The sequence below is a fragment of the Clostridium sp. UBA5988 genome (genome assembly GCF_002435615.1).
GTDB classification, from domain to species: domain Bacteria; phylum Bacillota; class Clostridia; order Clostridiales; family Clostridiaceae; genus Clostridium_J; species Clostridium_J sulfidigenes.
In genome coordinates this window covers 29,466-48,870 of the sequence record NZ_DJBA01000057.1, presented here as the reverse complement: position 1 = coordinate 48,870, position 19,405 = coordinate 29,466, and the positions used below count along the sequence as shown (strand labels likewise).

Sequence of the window (19,405 nt, the reverse complement as noted above, 5' to 3'; positions counted from 1 at the left end):
TCCTCTAATTACGCTTCTTTAATACTGCTCCATTTGGACTTGTATATCTACCACTCTCAAGTGCAATCTTTAGTATTTCTTCTGCACTTACAACGACATCTACTGATATATTTTCCATTACTTTTTTTATTGGTACCATTGGTTTACCACCAATGGTTTTTTCTATTATATCCAAAATAATATCTTTAGCATCAGTTCCACCAACACTATAAGTATTCCCATTTTCTATTATGTTTTTATCCATATTAAGAAATAATTCAACCTGTTCTTTATTCCATTTTAATCCTATTTCATTTAATCTTTGATGGAGTTCTTCTAGAGTTTTAGGGGTTTTTAGTTGGTCATAAATTTGATCTACCATGATTTCACCTCTAACTTATTATTTTTTAAAGAATAATGGTATTGAGATAACAGTCCATAATACACCTATCAAGGATAAGATCTTATAAATTGGCGACTCAAATACTTCATTAATTAATTGTTTGAATTTATTTGTATTAGTTTTTAATGTTCCATTTACTTGCCTATTTAAAATATTATATAATACATCAACTTTCTTTAATGTTGATAAATGTAACTTAATATATTCACATCTATCAAAGCACTCTGCCTCTTCTTTACCTGTTAAAAAATTCATATTTGAAATGTTGTTTATTTCCATTAACTTTTGAAGTCTTGGATGACTTGCATAATTAGTTCCATAATATTCAATAAGTAATTTATTTAAATCCAAAAGTCTATCTTCATCCAAATTTACAGGCATTCCTCCTAAAACTTTAAATCTATGTTTTAATGCTTCAAATCCATAATTTATATCCCTCATATTCCAATGAACATAATAACAATCCATATGCCCATTCAAAAATTCAAAATATTCATTAAGCATCTTTTTTTCTAATTCATCATATTCTTCACATAATTGTTCCATAGACTTTTTCTCAATTTCAGCAATTTTGCTTATTGAAAAAGAATATGTTTGATCACTTTCATAATTTCTTATGGCTATTGATGATATCCTTGGTGTTCTTTGACTATGTTTAATGAAACTTTCACAAGAATAATGTATTATAAATACTCTTTTCTTATTGTTTTCTATCAATCTAAGTTTTTCTTCTGCCTCTTTCTTAAATTTCCCCAAAATATCTACCCCTTTTATTTTCTATTCAAAAATCAATTTAATTTTATTTGAGATTAATGTTTCATTTTTTTTATTTAACCTTGGTATCTTTATATTTTCAAAATCTTGCCTTTGAACTAATTTATAAATTGTACCCTTTGAAATCATATTTATTTGATTTATTATAATTAATTGTTTAAATAAGAATAGCAAGTAATACTTATCTATATTTTTAGGTATTATGTTAAAGAAAGCATCGCTTGTTACCATTCCATCTAACTCTTTTGTTATTAATGCTGTAGCGTGTGATTTAGTTCCAGTTGCACTTCCACCTTTAGCAGTTACAATTTCCCCTTCTCTAACTACATATCTCATTCTGTTACTTAACTTTCCATACTCTTCTTCATGTGTTTCTTTAATAATCGAGAGTTTTTCATCTACATTAGCCAAGGAAAAATATTTCACTTTATCTTTATCATTAATTTCAGGCTTTGCTGATACCTTTACTTCTACTACTTCGCCAAGATTTTGCCACTTAATATCCTTAGTATCCTTATTAATAATTCTATAAAGTTCAGTGTAAAAATTAGTGTAATATTCAGGATCTAATCTATTACTATCAAGGTACTTCAATGTAAAAAAGCATTTTTTCTTCTCCTCTTCTCCTTGATAATCCAAGAATTTATAAAATATATTTTCTGCCTCTTTATATAATTTGGCTGCTTGTGTTTGTAGTTCTATATTATTATTACAATTTGTTTTATCAAGTTTATAATCTTCAGGTATTAATAATTTTTTTATATCTTCAACCAAAATTTTATTACTCAATCCAGTTTTTATGGTATTAAGCATCATTTGTCCAAGTTCACTCTTAAAAAAACTTACTATAAACTTCCCTTTCTCTTCATCAGATGCTCTTATTCTTATAATATCTGAAGTTATAGCACAGACTTCAAGTTCATCATTTACATAAATTATCTGCCCTGACCTTCCTGCTGCTGTTACCAGAATATCTCCTGAAGCAATTATATCCTTATCTCTTATTACTTCCTTCTTCACATACTTTAGTTCATTTAAATATATTGTGCCATTTCTTATGTCCCCTGGAGCAATAACTGGATATCCCGTCTCCGCATAATATTCTTTCTTTATTCTTAATCCGCTAGTTACGTCTTTTACTATACTACTTAGTTTAACAGTATTATAACCACTTAAAATTTCTTGTAGTTTTTTCTTTTGCGCTACATACTCATAAGAAATTTTGTAACCATCTAATTCATTTGGTTTTATATAAATACATTTCATTTATAGCCTCCATCACATAATTTCCCCCAAATAAAACTCTCTTTATATAATATATGATATTCCTATTTTTTTGAAAAAGCAAGAGTTTTGTATCCAATTTAATACTATTTATTTTTAATCTACTCTTTATCTTTCTTTCGAAGAAAAAAATGCAGATTATTTCCTTAGCATCTCTCTTCTTTGGAAAAATTTCCATTTACATATCTTTGTATATTCTTAAAATACTTAATTGTATCTATAACATGCGTAATATTTATACAAGGAAACCTCCCAATGATTTAACATCATCAGGAGGCTTTTTTTATACAGATTATTGTACTATATAAAATAATCAGTAAATAACATTTTATATTTAAATATTATCAATCCCCGCTTATTTAAAAATATTATTTTTCCTTCTATACACATTATTTTGTTATCCTATACTTCAACCCTTGTTATTTCAAATCCTTTTTCAGTGGCAACTTTAATAAATCTATCAATATTATCTTTTCCCCACTGATTACTTACTACAAATTTAACATTATCTGAAGTGATTAATATTTCATCAGGCTTCATATAAAATCTTCTTGGATCTTTATTTTCAGCATATTCTACAGTTTGCAAAACACCTGAACTTCCTTGAATGTTATCACTAAAGGTACTCTTTAATGCTTCAAATGTTACCTGTGTTGAATTTACATATTCTTTTAATACAGCCCAAACCACCCTACTCTTAGGATATTTATGTCCTTTAAATAAGCATTTACTATAATCCTTACTGGATTTGTTGTATATTGTATTAATCATGGTATCCATGTTTTCTCTTTCTTGTTCATCAATACTTTCATCATCCTTTAATACATTTAACATTGCTAAAAGCAAAGGCTTGTTTCCTTCCCAAAAATCAAGTAATAATTTTCTCTCTCGTTCATTAACTGCCATAATTAATCCTCCATTCTTAATACTATTTTCATCTATTGATGGGTAACTCAAGCACCTTAAATAATTATCAATCAATGAACTTGCTTCTGACGGTAATTGCTGCATTTTACATGGTTCTAATATATAATCAACTATATATTGATAATTAATTTGAATATATTCTTTACACTGACACTGTTGTTCTGTCAAATCATGCAACTCACTATTGGAGATTGGTGAAAGATATAAAAATATCAATTCAGAGTTTTCTTTAAAATTCTTAGTAGCCCATTCATAATATTGAACTGTCTGTTCTGAATGTTCTCTTGAATAAACTTTATTTTCTAATATTATTTTTATATCAGTAATTTCTGACTCTATACCATCAATCTGTAATGATAAATCAATGAATATATCAATTCTTTTATTATTATCAACTACCTTTTCCCTTTCTACTTTTACATCAACAATATCGTAATTACCAGTTATTATATAATCAATAAGATATTCTGGAAACAAATTTGATTGTCCTTTTTCATACTGACAATCAAATAATGAAATAACTATCATCTCTAGAAATTTTCTCATTGGATAATTACTTAACCCATGCTTCTGATCAGGGTTTAGTATCCATGCTAAAAAATTACTATGAACATTCTCATTTCTCATAATACCTAAAATATCGAATATACCTTTAAAATCATAATATAATTTTAACTCATGGTATTCTTTTGAATTAAAAAGTTGAACAATTGCTTTTCTAATATCTAAATTAGTGCTTTCTTGATTTTGCATTATTATTTCTGACATCTAGCCACCTCTTTTTTAGTATTGGTATGATTTTACTTAATCTCTTTCCCTTGCCAATCCCATTTCCCATCATTCTCTGGGTTATACAATCTATATTTCCCTTTATTAATTCTAAAGTACAAGTCTCTCTGACCACTAGGATAGTGCCTTCTTGAAGTATGATTAACACAATCTTGGATAACTTGACACCTTACTGTACTCTGATTAATCTCAGGATATTCCTTAATTAATTCGCTATATACATCTACTGAAGTAAATACTGCTTCCTTTCTTCCTCCTGTTATCTTATTCACAGCATTACTTATTACATCTTTTATTTTTATTGGTTCATTCCATCTAGTATTCAAATTATTATTTCTATTTGTTATAGTATTATTTTTTATTTCATCATAGCCAAGTATTTTTTCTGTACTTATAAAATACTCTCCCTGCTGTGTTTTAAGCACCTCATATTCCAAACAATATATATCCATCTTATATCTACTTCTTAAATGCGTAGCCACTTGCTTAACAATAGGCGATATTTCTTCCGCAACTATATATAGCTTTTGATTTATATTAAACTGCATATTAGTTTCTTCTTCACTATCTGGTAAAAATACATCATGATAAATCTGCAATAAACTCTTTCCACTTAAATCCTTATCTTTACTATAATAATTTTGAGAAATATCGTTTAAATCATCATAATTTAATGCTGCTCCCCATGAAGCATATTCAAGTATCTGAGCAACTACTTCCCTTGGTGTTTTACCTTTTTTCAATTCTACTATTACCAAATCTCCATTAGCATCTATTCCAATCAAATCAGGATACTTACCAACATCACCAACAGTTGCACTAACCTGCCTCCCTATCCATAAAACTGTACTCTCACTATCATCATCTAGCAATACAGCTGGGCTATTTTCTAACCAATTTTCAAAGTCTTTTTCATAATCTATAGAGTCAGTTTTAACCTTTTCTAATATACCTGTTTCTATATTTCCATCTATTTTCTTTAACTTATAAAGTCCCATTACCCCACCCCTAATTACTTTTTATAAAACGCTTTTATCATTTATATTGACCTACTATATTATGACCCTCTAACAATATCATTAATTTTTTCTAGCCCATCAAGTGACATCATATATAACGCTTTCCTAAACTCACTTTTGGGCAACTTATATGGTAATTTTAGTGTAAATTTTTAGACTTTTTATTTTATATTATTGAACACTATCTCTCTGAAACAATATTATATCTTTATTATCTATTCACCTCAGTAATAGCTCATATTATATTAATGTTATTGATTTTATTACAATATTCAACTAAATATGTATATATTATAACACCATCTTTACCTAATAACATAATTATACATAAATGTTTATTTATAATTACAAAAATTAAGTGACTACCTCCAATGGAGGTTAGCCACTTAATTTTTATATATATTTCTTTAGCTCTTCAAGAGATTCCATGTCAAATATTTCTGTACCAATATTCTCTATTGCAGCTTCAGATAAATTCCTAATTTTTTCTTTATATTCATCTGGTAATATTCCAAATTTCTTTATAAGCTGTTTAATTAATAGCTCAGACTTGCCTTTTTCTTTACCTTCATTATATATCATTTTTCCAACTTCAGTCATACCAACAACCTCCTTAAATCTTTTCTTAGACAATTCATCCCCAAATTTATCGAACAGGGCATATAAAAGTGTTAGACATTTGTTTTTATCTGTATATGATTTTATTTCATTAGCAATTTCTATACTCTCTAGAGTAATTTCACTTTTAGATTTTATACTGCTCATAAGAGGGATAAAACTAAGAGTTATTATATCCTGTTCTGTTAATTCTATATTATTCTCAACTTTATATTTTATCCGATGACTACCTGCTCTAATACTCCCATCTTCTTCAAAGTGGGAGTAAAGAGCAGCTACGTCCCTGGATAACGAGTTCTAAGCTTCAAAGAAGCTAAGAACTCTGTTTATATTATTTAATTTACTATCTCCATCTAAGTTTTTCATATAAAAGGCTTCTACATTATATTTTATGCTTCCACAATCTAGGTATGTAGGGGCTTCTTTTATATCTGATGAATATACTACTAGAGTTCTTATGTTTCTTTTACTTTTGTAATACAAAGAAGAATCGTAGTAAAGAAATCTAGATATATCTTCATTTTTCTTAGTGGTTTGAAATTCAAAGTGAAGATAATCTCCGCTTTCTGTGTAAAATAGATAGTCCATAGCGTTAGTTTTAATATCAATATTTTTAATCTCAGTTTCAGCTGGTCTACTAATATTAATATCCAAATTAAAAAACTTTGGGGCACCTTCTTTAAATACTTCCATAGCTTTTTTAAAGACTGCATCCTCAATCTTATTATAATCCATGTTGTTACTCCTTCCAAGTGTGTTATCTTAAATTAATAGCATTAATTTAAGGATTTTATTAAGGCCTTATCTCTGTATCTAAAGTATTGACACTTTCAAAGATAATATGCACATATGTTCGCTAAAATTTATATATCTTGCTCACACCATCTCTTTAATGAGATACATTTTTACGTAGATCCAGAGAACATTTTTCATGGTTAAGTGATAGAAAAACAGTTGGAAAAATAATTCAAATTGTTACTAATAAAAACTAGCCTATATATTAATTTAACTAGTAAATTAATATATAGGCTTCTGTATTTATGGAATATACTTATATCTCACTAATATCTAAAACTTCGTCTACATCTCTACTAAAACTCCTTTTTAAATTCAACACACATAAGATAATTAGTATAACTGAAATGCTTGCAAAGGAGTTACCTATACCAATTAAGTTGTATAGTGGAGTAGCAATTAAAAGTCCTAGGATAGCAACGAGAGTTAGTAGTATTTTGTAGAAGGAGAATACTCTTCCTGTGCTTTGTATCCGAAGACTTTATATTAACTCCTCAATTTTCTCATATAATTCATCTGCAGAATCTGCCAGAATCATTTCGTCATTAACAAGTGCATATGGATTAGTGGCACAGTCTCCACAATATCCTAAGCATGATTCTACGGTTACATCTACGTCAGGATAATTCTCTTGTAATTTCTTCATGGTATCTTCAGTTCCATATGTAAAATTATTTTCACAAAATTTTATTTCTGTCATATTTATTCTCTCCTTTATTTTTTACTTTGTATGTTATTCAATAATTCTGTTACTGAAATTTTAGATAAATCAATAGCTTCTAAGGATATTTCTTTTTCAATGGCTGATTTTAATATTGGTGATCGTTTCGTATCTCCAATTACAATAGCCCCTACTATTTTTCTATCTCTTACAAGCACCTTCATATATTGACCTTCATCATTATCCTCTACAAGAACATTAGTTGCATTGTTTTCATCTACACACCCCATAGAAAATAAGGATAATTTAAAAGCGTTTAAAGTAGTAACAGGAACAATATGCTTATAGGTACTATCTTTTCCTATCATATTATATCCTGCAACTTTACCCTGGCCTATTGATATATTCCACAGTCCTGGAACAAAGTTATCAAGTTCAGCAACGTCACCTGCTGCATATATATCTGCTATATTAGTTTCCATCTTTTCATTTATAACAATTCCTTTTTCACACTTAATAGGCGTATCTTCAAACATTTCTATGTTAGGCTTTATTCCAGCAGAATATATAACCTTGTTACAAGGCATAAATTCATCTGAACTTGTTACAACACCTTCAACCTCATTATTTCCTGCTATTTTATTAACTCTCGTATTTAAGTGTATATTAATACCAAACTTTTCTACTGAATCCTGAAGTATTTTAGATGCCTTTTCATCTAATTGATTTGGCATTAGTCTAGATTGAATCTCAACAATAGAAACATTGATTCCATGCTGATTCAAATTCCAAGCAGTTTCTAATCCCTGTATTCCTCCACCAATGTTTATAACACTTTCACCTTTTTTCATTTTACTTTTAATATCCCATGCATCCTGTAACGTTCTTAAGTTAAAGACACCTGGTTTTTCTATGCCTTCAACTGGAGGTTTATTATTTCTTGCTCCATTTGCTAATAAAAGTTTGTCATACTTAAGTATACTTTTATCACATAAAACTACTTCTTTATTTTCAATATTAATCTTTGTTACTTTTTTGCTTACGTAAATATTAACCTTATTTTCTTCATACCATGATTTCTTTAGAAGAAGAGTATTATCTTCAGAGAGTTCATCAAATAGATTCTTAGACAATTTTATTCTGTTATATGGGTAAAATTTCTCTTCTCCAAATATAAATACTTCTGACTCTTTATCTACTTCTCTTATGGCTTTCACCGCAGTAATTCCTGCTATTCCATTTCCTATTATAATAATCCTATTTATCATATTCTTTCACCACCCTTTTATATTCCTATTGAATATACTGCTGATGGATTTGGAGCTAATACTACAAATAATGACATATCATCATTGCCAGTATTTTTTATACTAAACACCTCTACTCCTTTACAATGAATTACATCTCCTTGTGTTATTTTATTTAAATTTCCATCTACAGTCATTTCACCATCTCCACAAAGTACATGAATAAGTAAATCACTTTGTTCATGATTATGTGGTGGCACTCCTTGCCCTGGTCTAAAATTTAAAACAAAATTCAATATCTTATCTTCTTTATAAATTATTTTCTTAGTTAAGGATTCATCATTGTACATTATTTTATCAGATATTTTTTCTATTTTCATAATCTAGTTCTCCTTCATCTTCGTGTTAGTATTATATAATATAATTCTTATGCTATTAGTATTGTGTAATTTTCATATTATTATTAACTATATTTTTAAAATATACTATTGTATCATATATTATTTTGTTTATTAGCTACATACATGTATATGATCTACTATTCTTAGTAAACAGTAGAAAAAAATAACTATTTACATTATAATAATATTGTGTAAAAACTTGTAGAAACATAACAACATTAATTATTGACTTACTTATATAGGAGATTTTAAGATGACTTCATTAAATTGTTATAATAATAAAATAACTTCAAGGGAACTTGAAATAGTAATTACTAACCATGGAATTATTACTGATATTACTACTAATTGTTATGATATTTTAGGTTATACTAATGATGAAATGATAAATACAAATATTTCAAAACTCTTTAAAATTAACATTAAAAACTTAATTTCTAATAAAGATTTAAATGTTGAATTTACAAGAAAAGATGGATTAACTCAATATTTTAGCGTACAAGCTACACCATTTACAACTGATAATAAAGTTGAAGCATTTTACCTATCAATTATTGATATAAGCAAATATAAAGAATTAGAAAAACGAGATAATCTGATACTAAGGATGCTTGAACATGCAAAAGATATAATTTGTAGGTGGGAACTTTTACCCGAGCCAAGATTTACATATTTGAATTCATCTGTGGAAGATTTTTTTGGTTATCCTATAGAAGATTACATTAAAAATCCTATGTTGCCATTTGAAATAGCACATCCAGATGATAAAGAAATTCAATTTTCTAAAATAAAGTCTGATACAGATTTTTCAAAATTATTTCAAGTAAGATTAAAGCATAAAGATGGATATTACATATGGGTAGAAGATTATATTATACCTTATTTCAATGAATACAATCAGCTTGTTGCTGTTGAATCAATCACAAGAAATATTCAAGTGAAAAAGGAGTTAGAACAAAGACTTGAAAAGATAGGATATAATGATACATTAACTGAATTATATAATAAAAATTATTTTTTAAAGGAAGTGGATTTATTAAATAATGTTATTAGTATTCCAGTTGGCATATTTGTATGCGATTTAGATAGTTTAAAATATACTAATGACTCTTTTGGGCATTCAAGTGGTGATATTCTTATTAGAAATACTGCAAAGGTACTAAAATCAGTATTTACTGATGAACATGTAATTTCAAGAACTGGCGGAGATGAATTTGTTATTATTGTAAAAAATAAATCTTATTCTGAAGTTAAAAAGCTTTATGCTGACTTACAAATAGCCATTAAAGTTTTTAATGAAAAAAATAAAAATATCCCAATTAAAATTTCAATTGGAATAGCTTATTCAGAAAATTCAATTTCAAAAATGCAATCTACATTGGATACTGCTGATAGCAATATGTATAACAATAAAAAACATAAGAAGTTATAAAAAAGACTAGACATTTTTATTTTAAAATGTCTAGTCTTTTTGCTTTATTAAACTTTAATTCGATTTTATTACAAATAATCAATATTTATCTTAAAATTAAATATTTTTACATCACACTTCTACTATTCTACAGTAACTGATTTTGCAAGATTTCTTGGCTTATCTACATCGCAACCTTTTTCCATGGACATGTAGTAAGAGAATAGTTGCATTGGAATTATAGCTATAACTGGAGCTAATAAGTCCATTACTTTTGGAATATAGATTGCTGATTCTACAGATTTTTCTATATCTGTGTGACCTTCTTGAGCCACTGCAAACACTCTAGCTCCTCTTGCAATAACTTCTTTCATATTACTTACAGTCTTATCAAATAAGTCTTCTTGAGTTGCCATAGTCACTACTACTGTTCCTTCTTCAATTAAAGCTATTGGACCATGTTTTAATTCTCCTGAAGCATAAGCTTCTGAATGAATATAAGATATCTCTTTTAATTTTAAAGATCCTTCCATTGCTATAGCATGGTCAAGGCCTCTTCCTAGGAAGAACATGTTATTTTCACAGCAAGTTTTAGCTGCTAGAGCCTTAACTGCATCATCACACTTAAGTGCTGCTTCTGCTTTTTCTGGAAGAGCTAACATTTCTGTTTTAATAGCTTCTATCTTATCTTGAGGTACTGTACCTTTTTGCTCTGCAAAGAATAGAGCAATTGTGTACATAGCTATTAATTGAGTTACATAAGCCTTTGTTGATGCAACTGCTATTTCTGGACCTGCCCAAGTGTATAGTATATCATCGGCTTCTCTTGAAGCTGTGCTTCCAACTACATTAGTAACAGCTATTACTCTAGCACCCTTTTTCTTAGCAAGTCTTAAAGCTGACATAGTGTCTGCTGTTTCTCCAGATTGGCTAATAACTATCATAAGAGTGTTTTCGTCTATTATTGGATCTCTATATTTAAACTCAGATGCTATATCTACTTCAACTTGTATTCTAGCAAGTTTTTCAATAATGTTTTTCCCTACTAATCCAGCATGGTATGCAGTTCCACATGCTACTATATATACCTTGTTTAATTTTTCTATTTGTTCTTTTGTAATAGTTATATCATCGATTCTTATTGGTTGACCAGGAATAATTCTTGAAGCCATAGTATCTCTTATAGCCTTTGGTTGCTCATGGATTTCCTTCATCATGAAGTGATCATATCCACCTTTTTCAGCAGCATCAGCATCCCAAGTTACATTAAATACTTCTTTCTTAACTTCTTTTTCATTTTGGTCATATATTTTTATTCCATCTTTAGTCATAAGAACAAATTCTTTATCTTCTAAAAGATAAACTTTTCTTGTTTGATTTAATACAGCTGGTATGTCTGAAGCAATGAAGTTTTCATCTTCTCCAAGACCAACTATTAATGGGCTTTCATTTCTTACAGCTACTAGTTTATCAGGCTCATTAGCGGCTATAACTCCTATAGCATAGCTTCCTTCTAGCTTTTTAGTAACTTCCATTACTGCCTTTAGCAAGTCCCCTTTATAGTAGAAATCTACAAGGTTTGGAATTACCTCAGTATCTGTTTCTGACTTAAACTCATAGCCTTTTTTCATAAGCCATTCTCTAAGTTCCATATAGTTTTCTATAATACCATTGTGAACTACAGATATAGTTCCATCCCCATTAGTATGAGGGTGTGAATTTAAATCTGATGGCTTACCATGAGTAGCCCATCTAGTGTGTCCTATACCTATATGTCCTTTTATTGGATCTTCTTCTAACTTTTCTTCTAAATTTGCAAGTCTACCTTTGCATTTTGTAAGATCAATACCCTTCTCATTTAGTATAGATACTCCAGCTGAGTCATATCCTCTATACTCCAGTTTACTTAATCCTTCAATAAGCAGTGGTGCTGCTTCTCTCTTTCCAAAATAACCTACTATTCCGCACATAAAAAAATCTTCCTCCTAAATGTCTTCTATTTCAAATTAGATTTAACTCTATATGAATAAGAAAAACCTTTGATTTAGTATGATTTTTTAAAATACTTATCAACTTATCCACATTTAGTTAAGGTTTTACACCGGATTGCTTTGTAACAGGAATCACTTCCTGTCTTTATCAATCGTTAACGGTAGTGCGATACCGTGGGGCACCCGCCGAAGATTCGATACTCCCCATCCTCGTCAACTTAAGTGACACTCCAAATCTATGATTTGGCTAGTGGAACTTACTCATTTGAATGCAATGAAAAGGAGCTTCCTTTTCACTTAAGTCCTGGCGCTTAGTTACGTGGTTAGACTATTTCCTCCTTTCCAACACTTGGTTTTCAAAGTGTATTTTAAAAGAGTTAGGATGTCCACATTTTATATACTCTCCTATACTCATACTCCACATATACGATATAAAGAATAATAAAGTTTGTGAACTTTATATTAAAATTAATTTTTAAAACCAAATTTTAATATTTATTTATCCAAAATCTAAAACCAATTAACCTCATTATATTATATTCATTTAATACCTTTGGGTCAATGGTATTTATTAATAGTGTCTATTAAATGAAATTCATCTATATATATACATATCCTAATTATAATATTATTCAATTAAATATTATTTTATTTCAAATTAATTCCACAATTATTAATATTTATTTAATTTCAATGTGAATTATACAAATATTTATATATAAACATAGCTAAAATTTTTTATATATAAATATTTAACTATTAAACTATAAATCTATTTACCTATAAAACTATATAACTATATAACTATATAACTAGTTAACTAGTTGTTCTCCCCATGGGGCCTTCCAGGTTTTTCACATTTAAAATATAAAATAAATAGTATAAAAATGTATAGTAAGCTTGACACGAAATGTAAAGCGTACTATACTTAAATTGTAAAGCATACTATACATTTAAATTTTAATATTTATTACAAATAATATTAATAGAACAGGATGTGATAAGTTGAAAAATAAAATCCAAGAACTTCGAAAAGAAAAACGTGTTACGCAAAGTGAACTTGCTGATGCTGTAGATGTTACTAGACAAACAATTATCTCTTTAGAAAACGGGAAGTATAAAGCTTCATTGGTGTTAGCCCATAAAATTGCTCAATATTTTGAAATGAATATTGAAGATATCTTTATTTTTGATTTAGAGGAGGAAAATTTATGTTATTAGAAGCCATTATATCTAATGCAACAACGGATAAGGACTACAAAAAAGTACTAAAGAAAAGAATTTCTTTACTTTCCATTGTGATTATTCTAGGAGTAGCCACTCTAGCTATTAGCTTTATATTCTCTGTTGGAAAATATAATTATCTACCTGATTTTTTAAGTGGATTTTATACAGGAATCGGCGCTTCACTAATTACAATAGGTTTAATATTTATCATTAAAATAAAAAAACTTTTAAAAGATGAAAAGAAATTAAAAGAAAAAAGATTAGAGGAACAAGATGAAAGAAATCAATTGATCACACAAAAATCTTTGTGCTCTGCTTCTATTATAATAAATATTCTTGCATATATCGGTTTGATGATATCTGGAATTTTTAACCTTGCTGTATTCTGGACTCTATGGACTGTCCTTATTATATTTATGGTTATATTTGTTATCCTACAAGTATACTATAGTAAAAAACTCTAATTGAATTTTATAAATATTAGAACCCGTGAATTTTCACGGGTTCTAATATTTATCTATTTGCTTTTTCTTCTATTTTTTTAGCTAGGTCATGAGCCATTTTGTCTATCTCTTCTTGATTTTCACCTTCTAGCATTACTCTTACTAGTGGTTCTGTACCTGAAGGTCTTATTAACACTCTACCGCAACCTGCCATTTTATCTTCCATTGCTTTTATATCTGCCATGATTTCTTCATCTTTTTCATGGATGTCCTTCATGTTGTTTGGCACCTTAGCATTTACCAACACTTGTGGTAATTCCTTCATTGTTGCTGCAAGTTCACTTAATGGTTTTCCAGTACTCTTTACTGTTGCTGCAAGTTGAAGACCTGAAACTAAACCATCTCCTGTGGTATTGAAATCTAAGAATATAACGTGACCTGATTGCTCTCCTCCAATAGAATAGCCCTCTTTAGCCATCTCTTCTAATACATATCTATCCCCAACTTTAGTACTAACAGTTTTAATTCCCGCTTCTTTTAAAGCTATGTGAAGTCCAAGGTTACTCATAACAGTTACAACAACTGTATCACGGTTTAATTTACCTATAGACTTAAGGTGTTTAGCTGCTATTACCATCATGAAATCTCCATTTACAAGATTTCCTTTTTCATCTACTGCTAAGCATCTATCTGCATCTCCATCAAAAGCTAATCCTAAGTTACATCTATTTTTAACAACAAATTTCATTAGATCCTCAGGATGAGTTGATCCACAATCCTTATTTATATTGATTCCATCTGGATCACTATTAATGATAAAAACTTCTGCTCCTAGTTCTTTTAAGGCTTTTACTGATGTTTTATAAGCTGCACCATTGGCACAGTCAACGGCAATTTTCATACCACTTAAATCACCATCAATAGTAGATTTAGCAAATTCTACATAGTCATTTATAGCATCTTCTCCTATGTATTTTCTACCTAACATTCCTCCTGTAGGAATATTGATTCCTTCAAAATCACTTTCTATTAACTTCTGAATTTTATCTTCTAATTCATCACTTAATTTAAATCCATCTTTATTAAAAAACTTAATACCATTATATTCAACAGGATTATGTGATGCAGATATTACAACCCCTGCTTCTGCCTTATACTTCTTTGTTAAATATGCAACGGCTGGAGTTGGAACTACTCCTAAACAAAGAGCTTCTGCTCCTACTGATAAAATCCCTGCAACTAAAGCTGATTCAAGCATATCTCCGGATATTCTTGTATCCATCCCTACGATTATTCTAGGTTTGCTAGTGCACTGAGTTAAAACTAATGCTCCCGCTTTTCCAAGTTTATATGCAAGGTCTACAGTTAATTCCTTATTAGCAATTCCTCTTACTCCATCAGTTCCAAACATTCTACCCATATATAAATCTTCTCCTCTTAGTATGATTTTTTATCTTCAATAATCTTATTTTTTCTATTAAGTCTACATTACTATGTGAAATTCTCATTACAATATACAGATTAATTATAATACAAATTATGTATTATAACAATAACAGCTTACCATTCTACATTCTATATGAACAAAAGCAACACAAAAACTGTGTTGCTTTTATTATATCATTCTTATCTCATATTAACTTTCTAATACAATACCATTTGTTTTCTCTATAAGCTCTTCTACAGTACCATCACTGCTTTCATACTCCATTAATTCTTTACTTCCTTTAACAAAAACCAAAGCTATAGTGAATATAAATGATATTCCTAGAAGAAATAATACTGCTACTCTTATAGGTAAAAATTCACCTAAGACTCCACCAACTAAAGCTCCTATTGGCTGTAACCCTCCACTTATGGTATTCATTAATGCTCCAATCTTGCCTCTCTTGTCTGATGGTACTACAAGCATCATTGCAGAATTAAATATAGTATTAAAGACTACATTACATAAAAAGGATATAAACGCTATAGGTATCATTACATAAAAATTTTCCACTATAAATACAAAAGGTAATGTTCCAAGACATATCAATGCACCAAATTTATAAATTTTAAATTTCTGATTCTTTTTTATATTAATTATTGATAAAAGTCCACTACCTATTAACATTCCCATAGGAATCACTGCCATAAAAAATCCGTACCTTTCTTCACCTAGGAAGGGCATAGTTTTAAAATATGGGAGTATTAATATAAATGCAGCATTAGCAAATAGATTTAGTAATGATGCAAGTAAGAATAAGTTTCTTAATGCCTTAAAGTTCCAAAGGAATCTAAATCCTTCTTTAAAATCATCTACAAAAGTAATTTTTTCATCTTTTTTCTCTCTTTTAGGTTCAGTTATAAACATTTCTGTAAAAGCTGAAATTAAATAAGATATACCATTAGCTAAAAACATGTATGGAGCACCTATAGCAATATATATAATTCCACCAACAGCACTCCCTATCATATCCATACCAGATGTTGCAAGACTTGTAACTGAATTAGCTTTTACAAATTTAGACTCATGAACTAATTCTGGTTTTATAGAACTTACTGCTGGACCAAAGAAAGCAGAACATAAGCCACTAATTATCCCAACTCCAAACACCATCCATACCTGTATAAATCCAAATATACCTGCAATACCTACGAAAGTAACAACTACACCTCTTATGAAATCTGTTATAACTATAATATTTCTTCTATTCCACTTATCTACAAAAACTCCTGCAAAAGGTCCTAAAACTATTCTTGGTAGCATTGTAAGCGCACTTAGTAGCCCCATGAGTCCAGTAGATCCAGTAATATCTAGTATCCAAAAGTTTAATGCCATAATATATAATATGTCCCCCAACATAGATACTAGTTGTCCTTGCCAAAGCAAGAAAAAATTCTTATTCCATAACCTTATATTTTCTCCATGATTTTTTAATTTATCCTCCATGATTTCCCCCTCATTGTAAAGTATATTTACTGTTAATACTTATATCCTTATAGATTCTTTAACTATTCCATTATCTTCTATGATAAGTTCCCCTGAATATTCAACTTTGTTAATTATTGAACCTTTTCCTATGGTAACATTTTTCCCTCTTACTATATCTACCTTAGAATTTTTAAGTAGTATGTCATCTCCTTCTATACATTCACATTGAAGGCTTCCTTTATTTTTAAATGAATTTGAAAATAGTGAACCTATTATTCCATTCCTTGATATATTTTCTGTTACTGCTACAAATCTTCCACCTATTTCTTTAATATGATGATTTCCTGACATGGTAATGTATATCTCATCACCATTTATTAGTCCATTACTGTTTATATCCCCACTTATAGTTATTTTTTCTCCTTCTATGCCATCCTTTACAGTTACATCTCCAGATATGACTATATCTCCCCCAGTAATTTTACCTCCACATTCTATATCTCCTGAAGCTTCTATCTTATCTGCTTTCAAGTTTCCTCCCATATCCGCATCTCCACTTAAATGAAATAGACCACTGCAATTCAGATTACTTTTTACATCGATATCCCCACTTATTTTAAGAGTTCCACAATCCACTCTTCCATCTACATTTACATCTCCACTTACCTTTAATTCGTCTTTTACAGATAAGTTTTCATGAATATCTGCATCACCACTAACCCTAAAAATTCCACATTGCAGGCTACTTTTTATGTCCACATCTCCACTTACCTTAAACAAGTCTTCACAGTATACATTTCCTTTTAATTCTGCATCTCCACTAACATTGATAGTTCTACAATTAACATCCCCTTTTATAGTTCCATCTCCGCTTATTTTTATATCTCTATAGTTTCCACCTTCTGATATCCAGTCATCATTTATTTTTAAATCATTACAATTGTCGTAATTCATTTTTACACCCCATTTTTATACTATTAATTATTAACTATAGCGTTAATCTCATTTTAAGATTTTCTATAATATTTTTAATGTTTATTTCCCCTATGATTTTGCTACCATCATCCACAATTATTTTTTCTCTGTATGCTACTACACAAATCCCGATTCCTAATCTTCTTATGATATATAATGTTCCATCCTTTTCTTCTATACTTTTATATTCCTTATTAATAAGCTTTAGTATAATTTCTATTTCACTAATGGTTAATTTTCCTAAGTCAAATTCCCTTTGAAGAATATCCATGAGTAACACATCTTTAAAATTATATTCTTCCTTTTCTCTAAATATATCCTTATATATAGGAAGGGTTTCTTCTCTTATAATTTCCTTTTCTATAAGATACTCTTCACTTACATCGTCTACCTTAGGTTTGTTAGTAAACATAACTGCTAAATCATCTAAAGGCATATCATCCTTAAGATCTATAATTTTATTTATTCTATTTATTATCTTTTCCCTAGGGAAAAATGTTTCTTGACCTGTATAACTTGATTTTTTTATAAACCACTCCTCTGGAATAAGTTCTTTTCTCTTCCATCTATACAGTTGTCCGTAAGATATTCCCGTCATATCTAATATTTCTTTTTTAGAAATTAACTCTTCTTCCACTTTATTTCCTCCTCTTTTTTAGTTTAGTTTTTAGCTTTAATTAAACTTTTTATCTTTAGTAATTTAAATATTATAAAATCTATAGTTTCATTTCCTCTTCAATAACAGATTCTGAATTTAGTTTTTCAAGACTCTCACTGTATTCTATTCTTTTAATCTTACACCCCTCTCCTATGGTAATTTTTCCTCCACGAACCACATCTGCTATGGTGTTTTCCAAATAAATTTCATCAGCTTCAATAGTTCTAATAGTTAAATATCCAAAGTTCTTACTAAATAATTTACAAATAAATCTTCCTATAGCATTCATAGTAGAGTATTCCTTTAAAACTCTTACCTTAGTTGCTCCAATTTCTTCAACCTCACAACCACCATTTAACTCTATATTTACTTCATCCCCATTTACCATTCCTAGAGTTTTTAGTACACCTTTAATATTTATAATCTCTCCCTCAATACCATGACCTACTCTAATTGAACCTAAAAGCTTAACATTAGTTGCATTTATTCTTCCTTCAATTCTTCCTGCTCCTGCCACAGTGAGCTCTTCACCTTTAAAATTACCACCTATTTTACCACTTCCACTGATGTTAAATTTCTTTGCATGAATAGAACCAAGAACAGAACCACTTCCGCTGATACTACCAGTAACGCAGTTTAAGTCTCCAGTTACCTTTCCACATCCACTAATACTAAAACCATTACTTATAACAGCACCTTCAACTTTTCCACTACCACTAATACTAAATTTTTCACAGTTTACATCTCCAACAATTTTTCCACTTCCACTGATAGATGCAATCCTATATCTTCCTCCTGCCGCACTCCCTGAACCTGATATTTTTAAATCTCCAAACTGTTCATTATTCACCATAATTTATACCTCCATTTTATTTCAACGTAATAATGT

At 29.2% G+C, this 19,405-nt stretch carries 19 protein-coding genes; 3 read left to right on the top strand and 16 right to left on the bottom strand.

Annotated elements, in window-relative coordinates; translation table 11 throughout:
* Nucleotides 1-4: 4 nt before the first annotated feature.
* The 10 genes from B3J31_RS12665 to B3J31_RS12620 form a co-directional block, all read right to left on the bottom strand.
* Nucleotides 5-361: a hypothetical protein gene (locus tag B3J31_RS12665; RefSeq protein ID WP_346874046.1), complete on the bottom strand. Its 357-nt coding sequence runs from the start codon at nucleotides 359-361 to the stop codon at nucleotides 5-7.
* A gap of 18 nt (nucleotides 362-379) precedes the next feature.
* Entirely contained in the window at nucleotides 380-1,138 is a 759-nt protein-coding gene (locus tag B3J31_RS12660; protein ID WP_346874045.1) for a hypothetical protein, read from the bottom strand.
* A gap of 21 nt (nucleotides 1,139-1,159) precedes the next feature.
* Nucleotides 1,160-2,422, bottom strand: a complete 1,263-nt coding sequence (locus B3J31_RS12655) for a restriction endonuclease subunit S (protein ID WP_346874044.1) — start codon at nucleotides 2,420-2,422, stop codon at nucleotides 1,160-1,162.
* A 420-nt stretch (nucleotides 2,423-2,842) separates the two neighbouring features.
* Complete coding sequence (locus B3J31_RS12650) at nucleotides 2,843-4,135, bottom strand: PD-(D/E)XK nuclease family protein (RefSeq protein WP_346874043.1); 1,293 nt, start codon at nucleotides 4,133-4,135, stop codon at nucleotides 2,843-2,845.
* A gap of 32 nt (nucleotides 4,136-4,167) precedes the next feature.
* Nucleotides 4,168-5,154 (bottom strand): DUF7669 domain-containing protein, encoded by a 987-nt coding sequence (locus tag B3J31_RS12645; protein WP_346874042.1) that lies wholly within the window; start codon nucleotides 5,152-5,154, stop codon nucleotides 4,168-4,170.
* A 414-nt stretch (nucleotides 5,155-5,568) separates the two neighbouring features.
* Entirely contained in the window at nucleotides 5,569-5,940 is a 372-nt protein-coding gene (locus B3J31_RS12640) for a DUF4351 domain-containing protein (protein ID WP_346874041.1), read from the bottom strand.
* A gap of 150 nt (nucleotides 5,941-6,090) precedes the next feature.
* Nucleotides 6,091-6,528, bottom strand: a complete 438-nt coding sequence (locus tag B3J31_RS12635) for a hypothetical protein (RefSeq protein WP_346874040.1) — start codon at nucleotides 6,526-6,528, stop codon at nucleotides 6,091-6,093.
* Nucleotides 6,529-7,069: 541 nt separating this feature from the next.
* The gene (locus B3J31_RS12630; RefSeq protein WP_150845930.1) at nucleotides 7,070-7,288 is read right to left on the bottom strand and encodes a DUF1450 domain-containing protein; all 219 of its coding nucleotides are present in this window, start codon (nucleotides 7,286-7,288) and stop codon (nucleotides 7,070-7,072) included.
* 14 nt (nucleotides 7,289-7,302) lie between these two features.
* Nucleotides 7,303-8,517 carry an NAD(P)/FAD-dependent oxidoreductase gene (locus B3J31_RS12625; protein WP_346874039.1) on the bottom strand — a complete coding sequence of 405 codons (1,215 nt, stop codon included), beginning with the start codon at nucleotides 8,515-8,517 and terminating at the stop codon, nucleotides 7,303-7,305.
* Nucleotides 8,518-8,534: 17 nt separating this feature from the next.
* Nucleotides 8,535-8,876: a cupin domain-containing protein gene (locus B3J31_RS12620; protein ID WP_035133425.1), complete on the bottom strand. Its 342-nt coding sequence runs from the start codon at nucleotides 8,874-8,876 to the stop codon at nucleotides 8,535-8,537.
* Between the two features lie 274 nt (nucleotides 8,877-9,150).
* On the opposite strand from B3J31_RS12620, the gene B3J31_RS12615 reads away from it, so the two are divergent.
* Nucleotides 9,151-10,329 (top strand): diguanylate cyclase domain-containing protein, encoded by a 1,179-nt coding sequence (locus B3J31_RS12615; RefSeq protein ID WP_346874038.1) that lies wholly within the window; start codon nucleotides 9,151-9,153, stop codon nucleotides 10,327-10,329.
* 122 nt (nucleotides 10,330-10,451) lie between these two features.
* Here the strand turns inward: B3J31_RS12615 and glmS are convergent, their stop codons facing one another.
* Complete coding sequence (gene glmS / locus B3J31_RS12610; protein ID WP_346874037.1) at nucleotides 10,452-12,278, bottom strand: glutamine--fructose-6-phosphate transaminase (isomerizing); 1,827 nt, start codon at nucleotides 12,276-12,278, stop codon at nucleotides 10,452-10,454.
* Nucleotides 12,279-13,304: 1,026 nt separating this feature from the next.
* On the opposite strand from glmS, the gene B3J31_RS12605 reads away from it, so the two are divergent.
* Nucleotides 13,305-13,520 (top strand): helix-turn-helix transcriptional regulator, encoded by a 216-nt coding sequence (locus tag B3J31_RS12605; protein WP_035133418.1) that lies wholly within the window; start codon nucleotides 13,305-13,307, stop codon nucleotides 13,518-13,520.
* A complete protein-coding gene (locus B3J31_RS12600; protein ID WP_346874036.1) occupies nucleotides 13,511-13,990 on the top strand; it encodes a hypothetical protein in 480 nt (159 codons plus the stop codon). Before B3J31_RS12605 ends, B3J31_RS12600 begins: the two co-directional genes overlap by 10 nt.
* Before the next feature lie 49 nt (nucleotides 13,991-14,039).
* On the opposite strand, the gene glmM is transcribed toward B3J31_RS12600, so the two are convergent.
* The 5 genes from glmM to B3J31_RS12575 form a co-directional block, all read right to left on the bottom strand.
* Entirely contained in the window at nucleotides 14,040-15,389 is a 1,350-nt protein-coding gene (gene glmM / locus B3J31_RS12595) for a phosphoglucosamine mutase (protein WP_346874035.1), read from the bottom strand.
* A 216-nt stretch (nucleotides 15,390-15,605) separates the two neighbouring features.
* The gene (locus tag B3J31_RS12590; RefSeq protein ID WP_346874034.1) at nucleotides 15,606-16,901 is read right to left on the bottom strand and encodes an MFS transporter; all 1,296 of its coding nucleotides are present in this window, start codon (nucleotides 16,899-16,901) and stop codon (nucleotides 15,606-15,608) included.
* A gap of 39 nt (nucleotides 16,902-16,940) precedes the next feature.
* Nucleotides 16,941-17,837, bottom strand: a complete 897-nt coding sequence (locus B3J31_RS12585; protein WP_346874033.1) for a hypothetical protein — start codon at nucleotides 17,835-17,837, stop codon at nucleotides 16,941-16,943.
* Nucleotides 17,838-17,871: 34 nt separating this feature from the next.
* Nucleotides 17,872-18,495, bottom strand: coding sequence for a DUF4004 family protein (locus B3J31_RS12580; RefSeq protein WP_346874032.1), 624 nt, complete (start codon nucleotides 18,493-18,495; stop codon nucleotides 17,872-17,874).
* 79 nt (nucleotides 18,496-18,574) lie between these two features.
* Entirely contained in the window at nucleotides 18,575-19,369 is a 795-nt protein-coding gene (locus tag B3J31_RS12575; RefSeq protein ID WP_346874031.1) for a polymer-forming cytoskeletal protein, read from the bottom strand.
* Nucleotides 19,370-19,405: the final 36 nt, after the last annotated feature.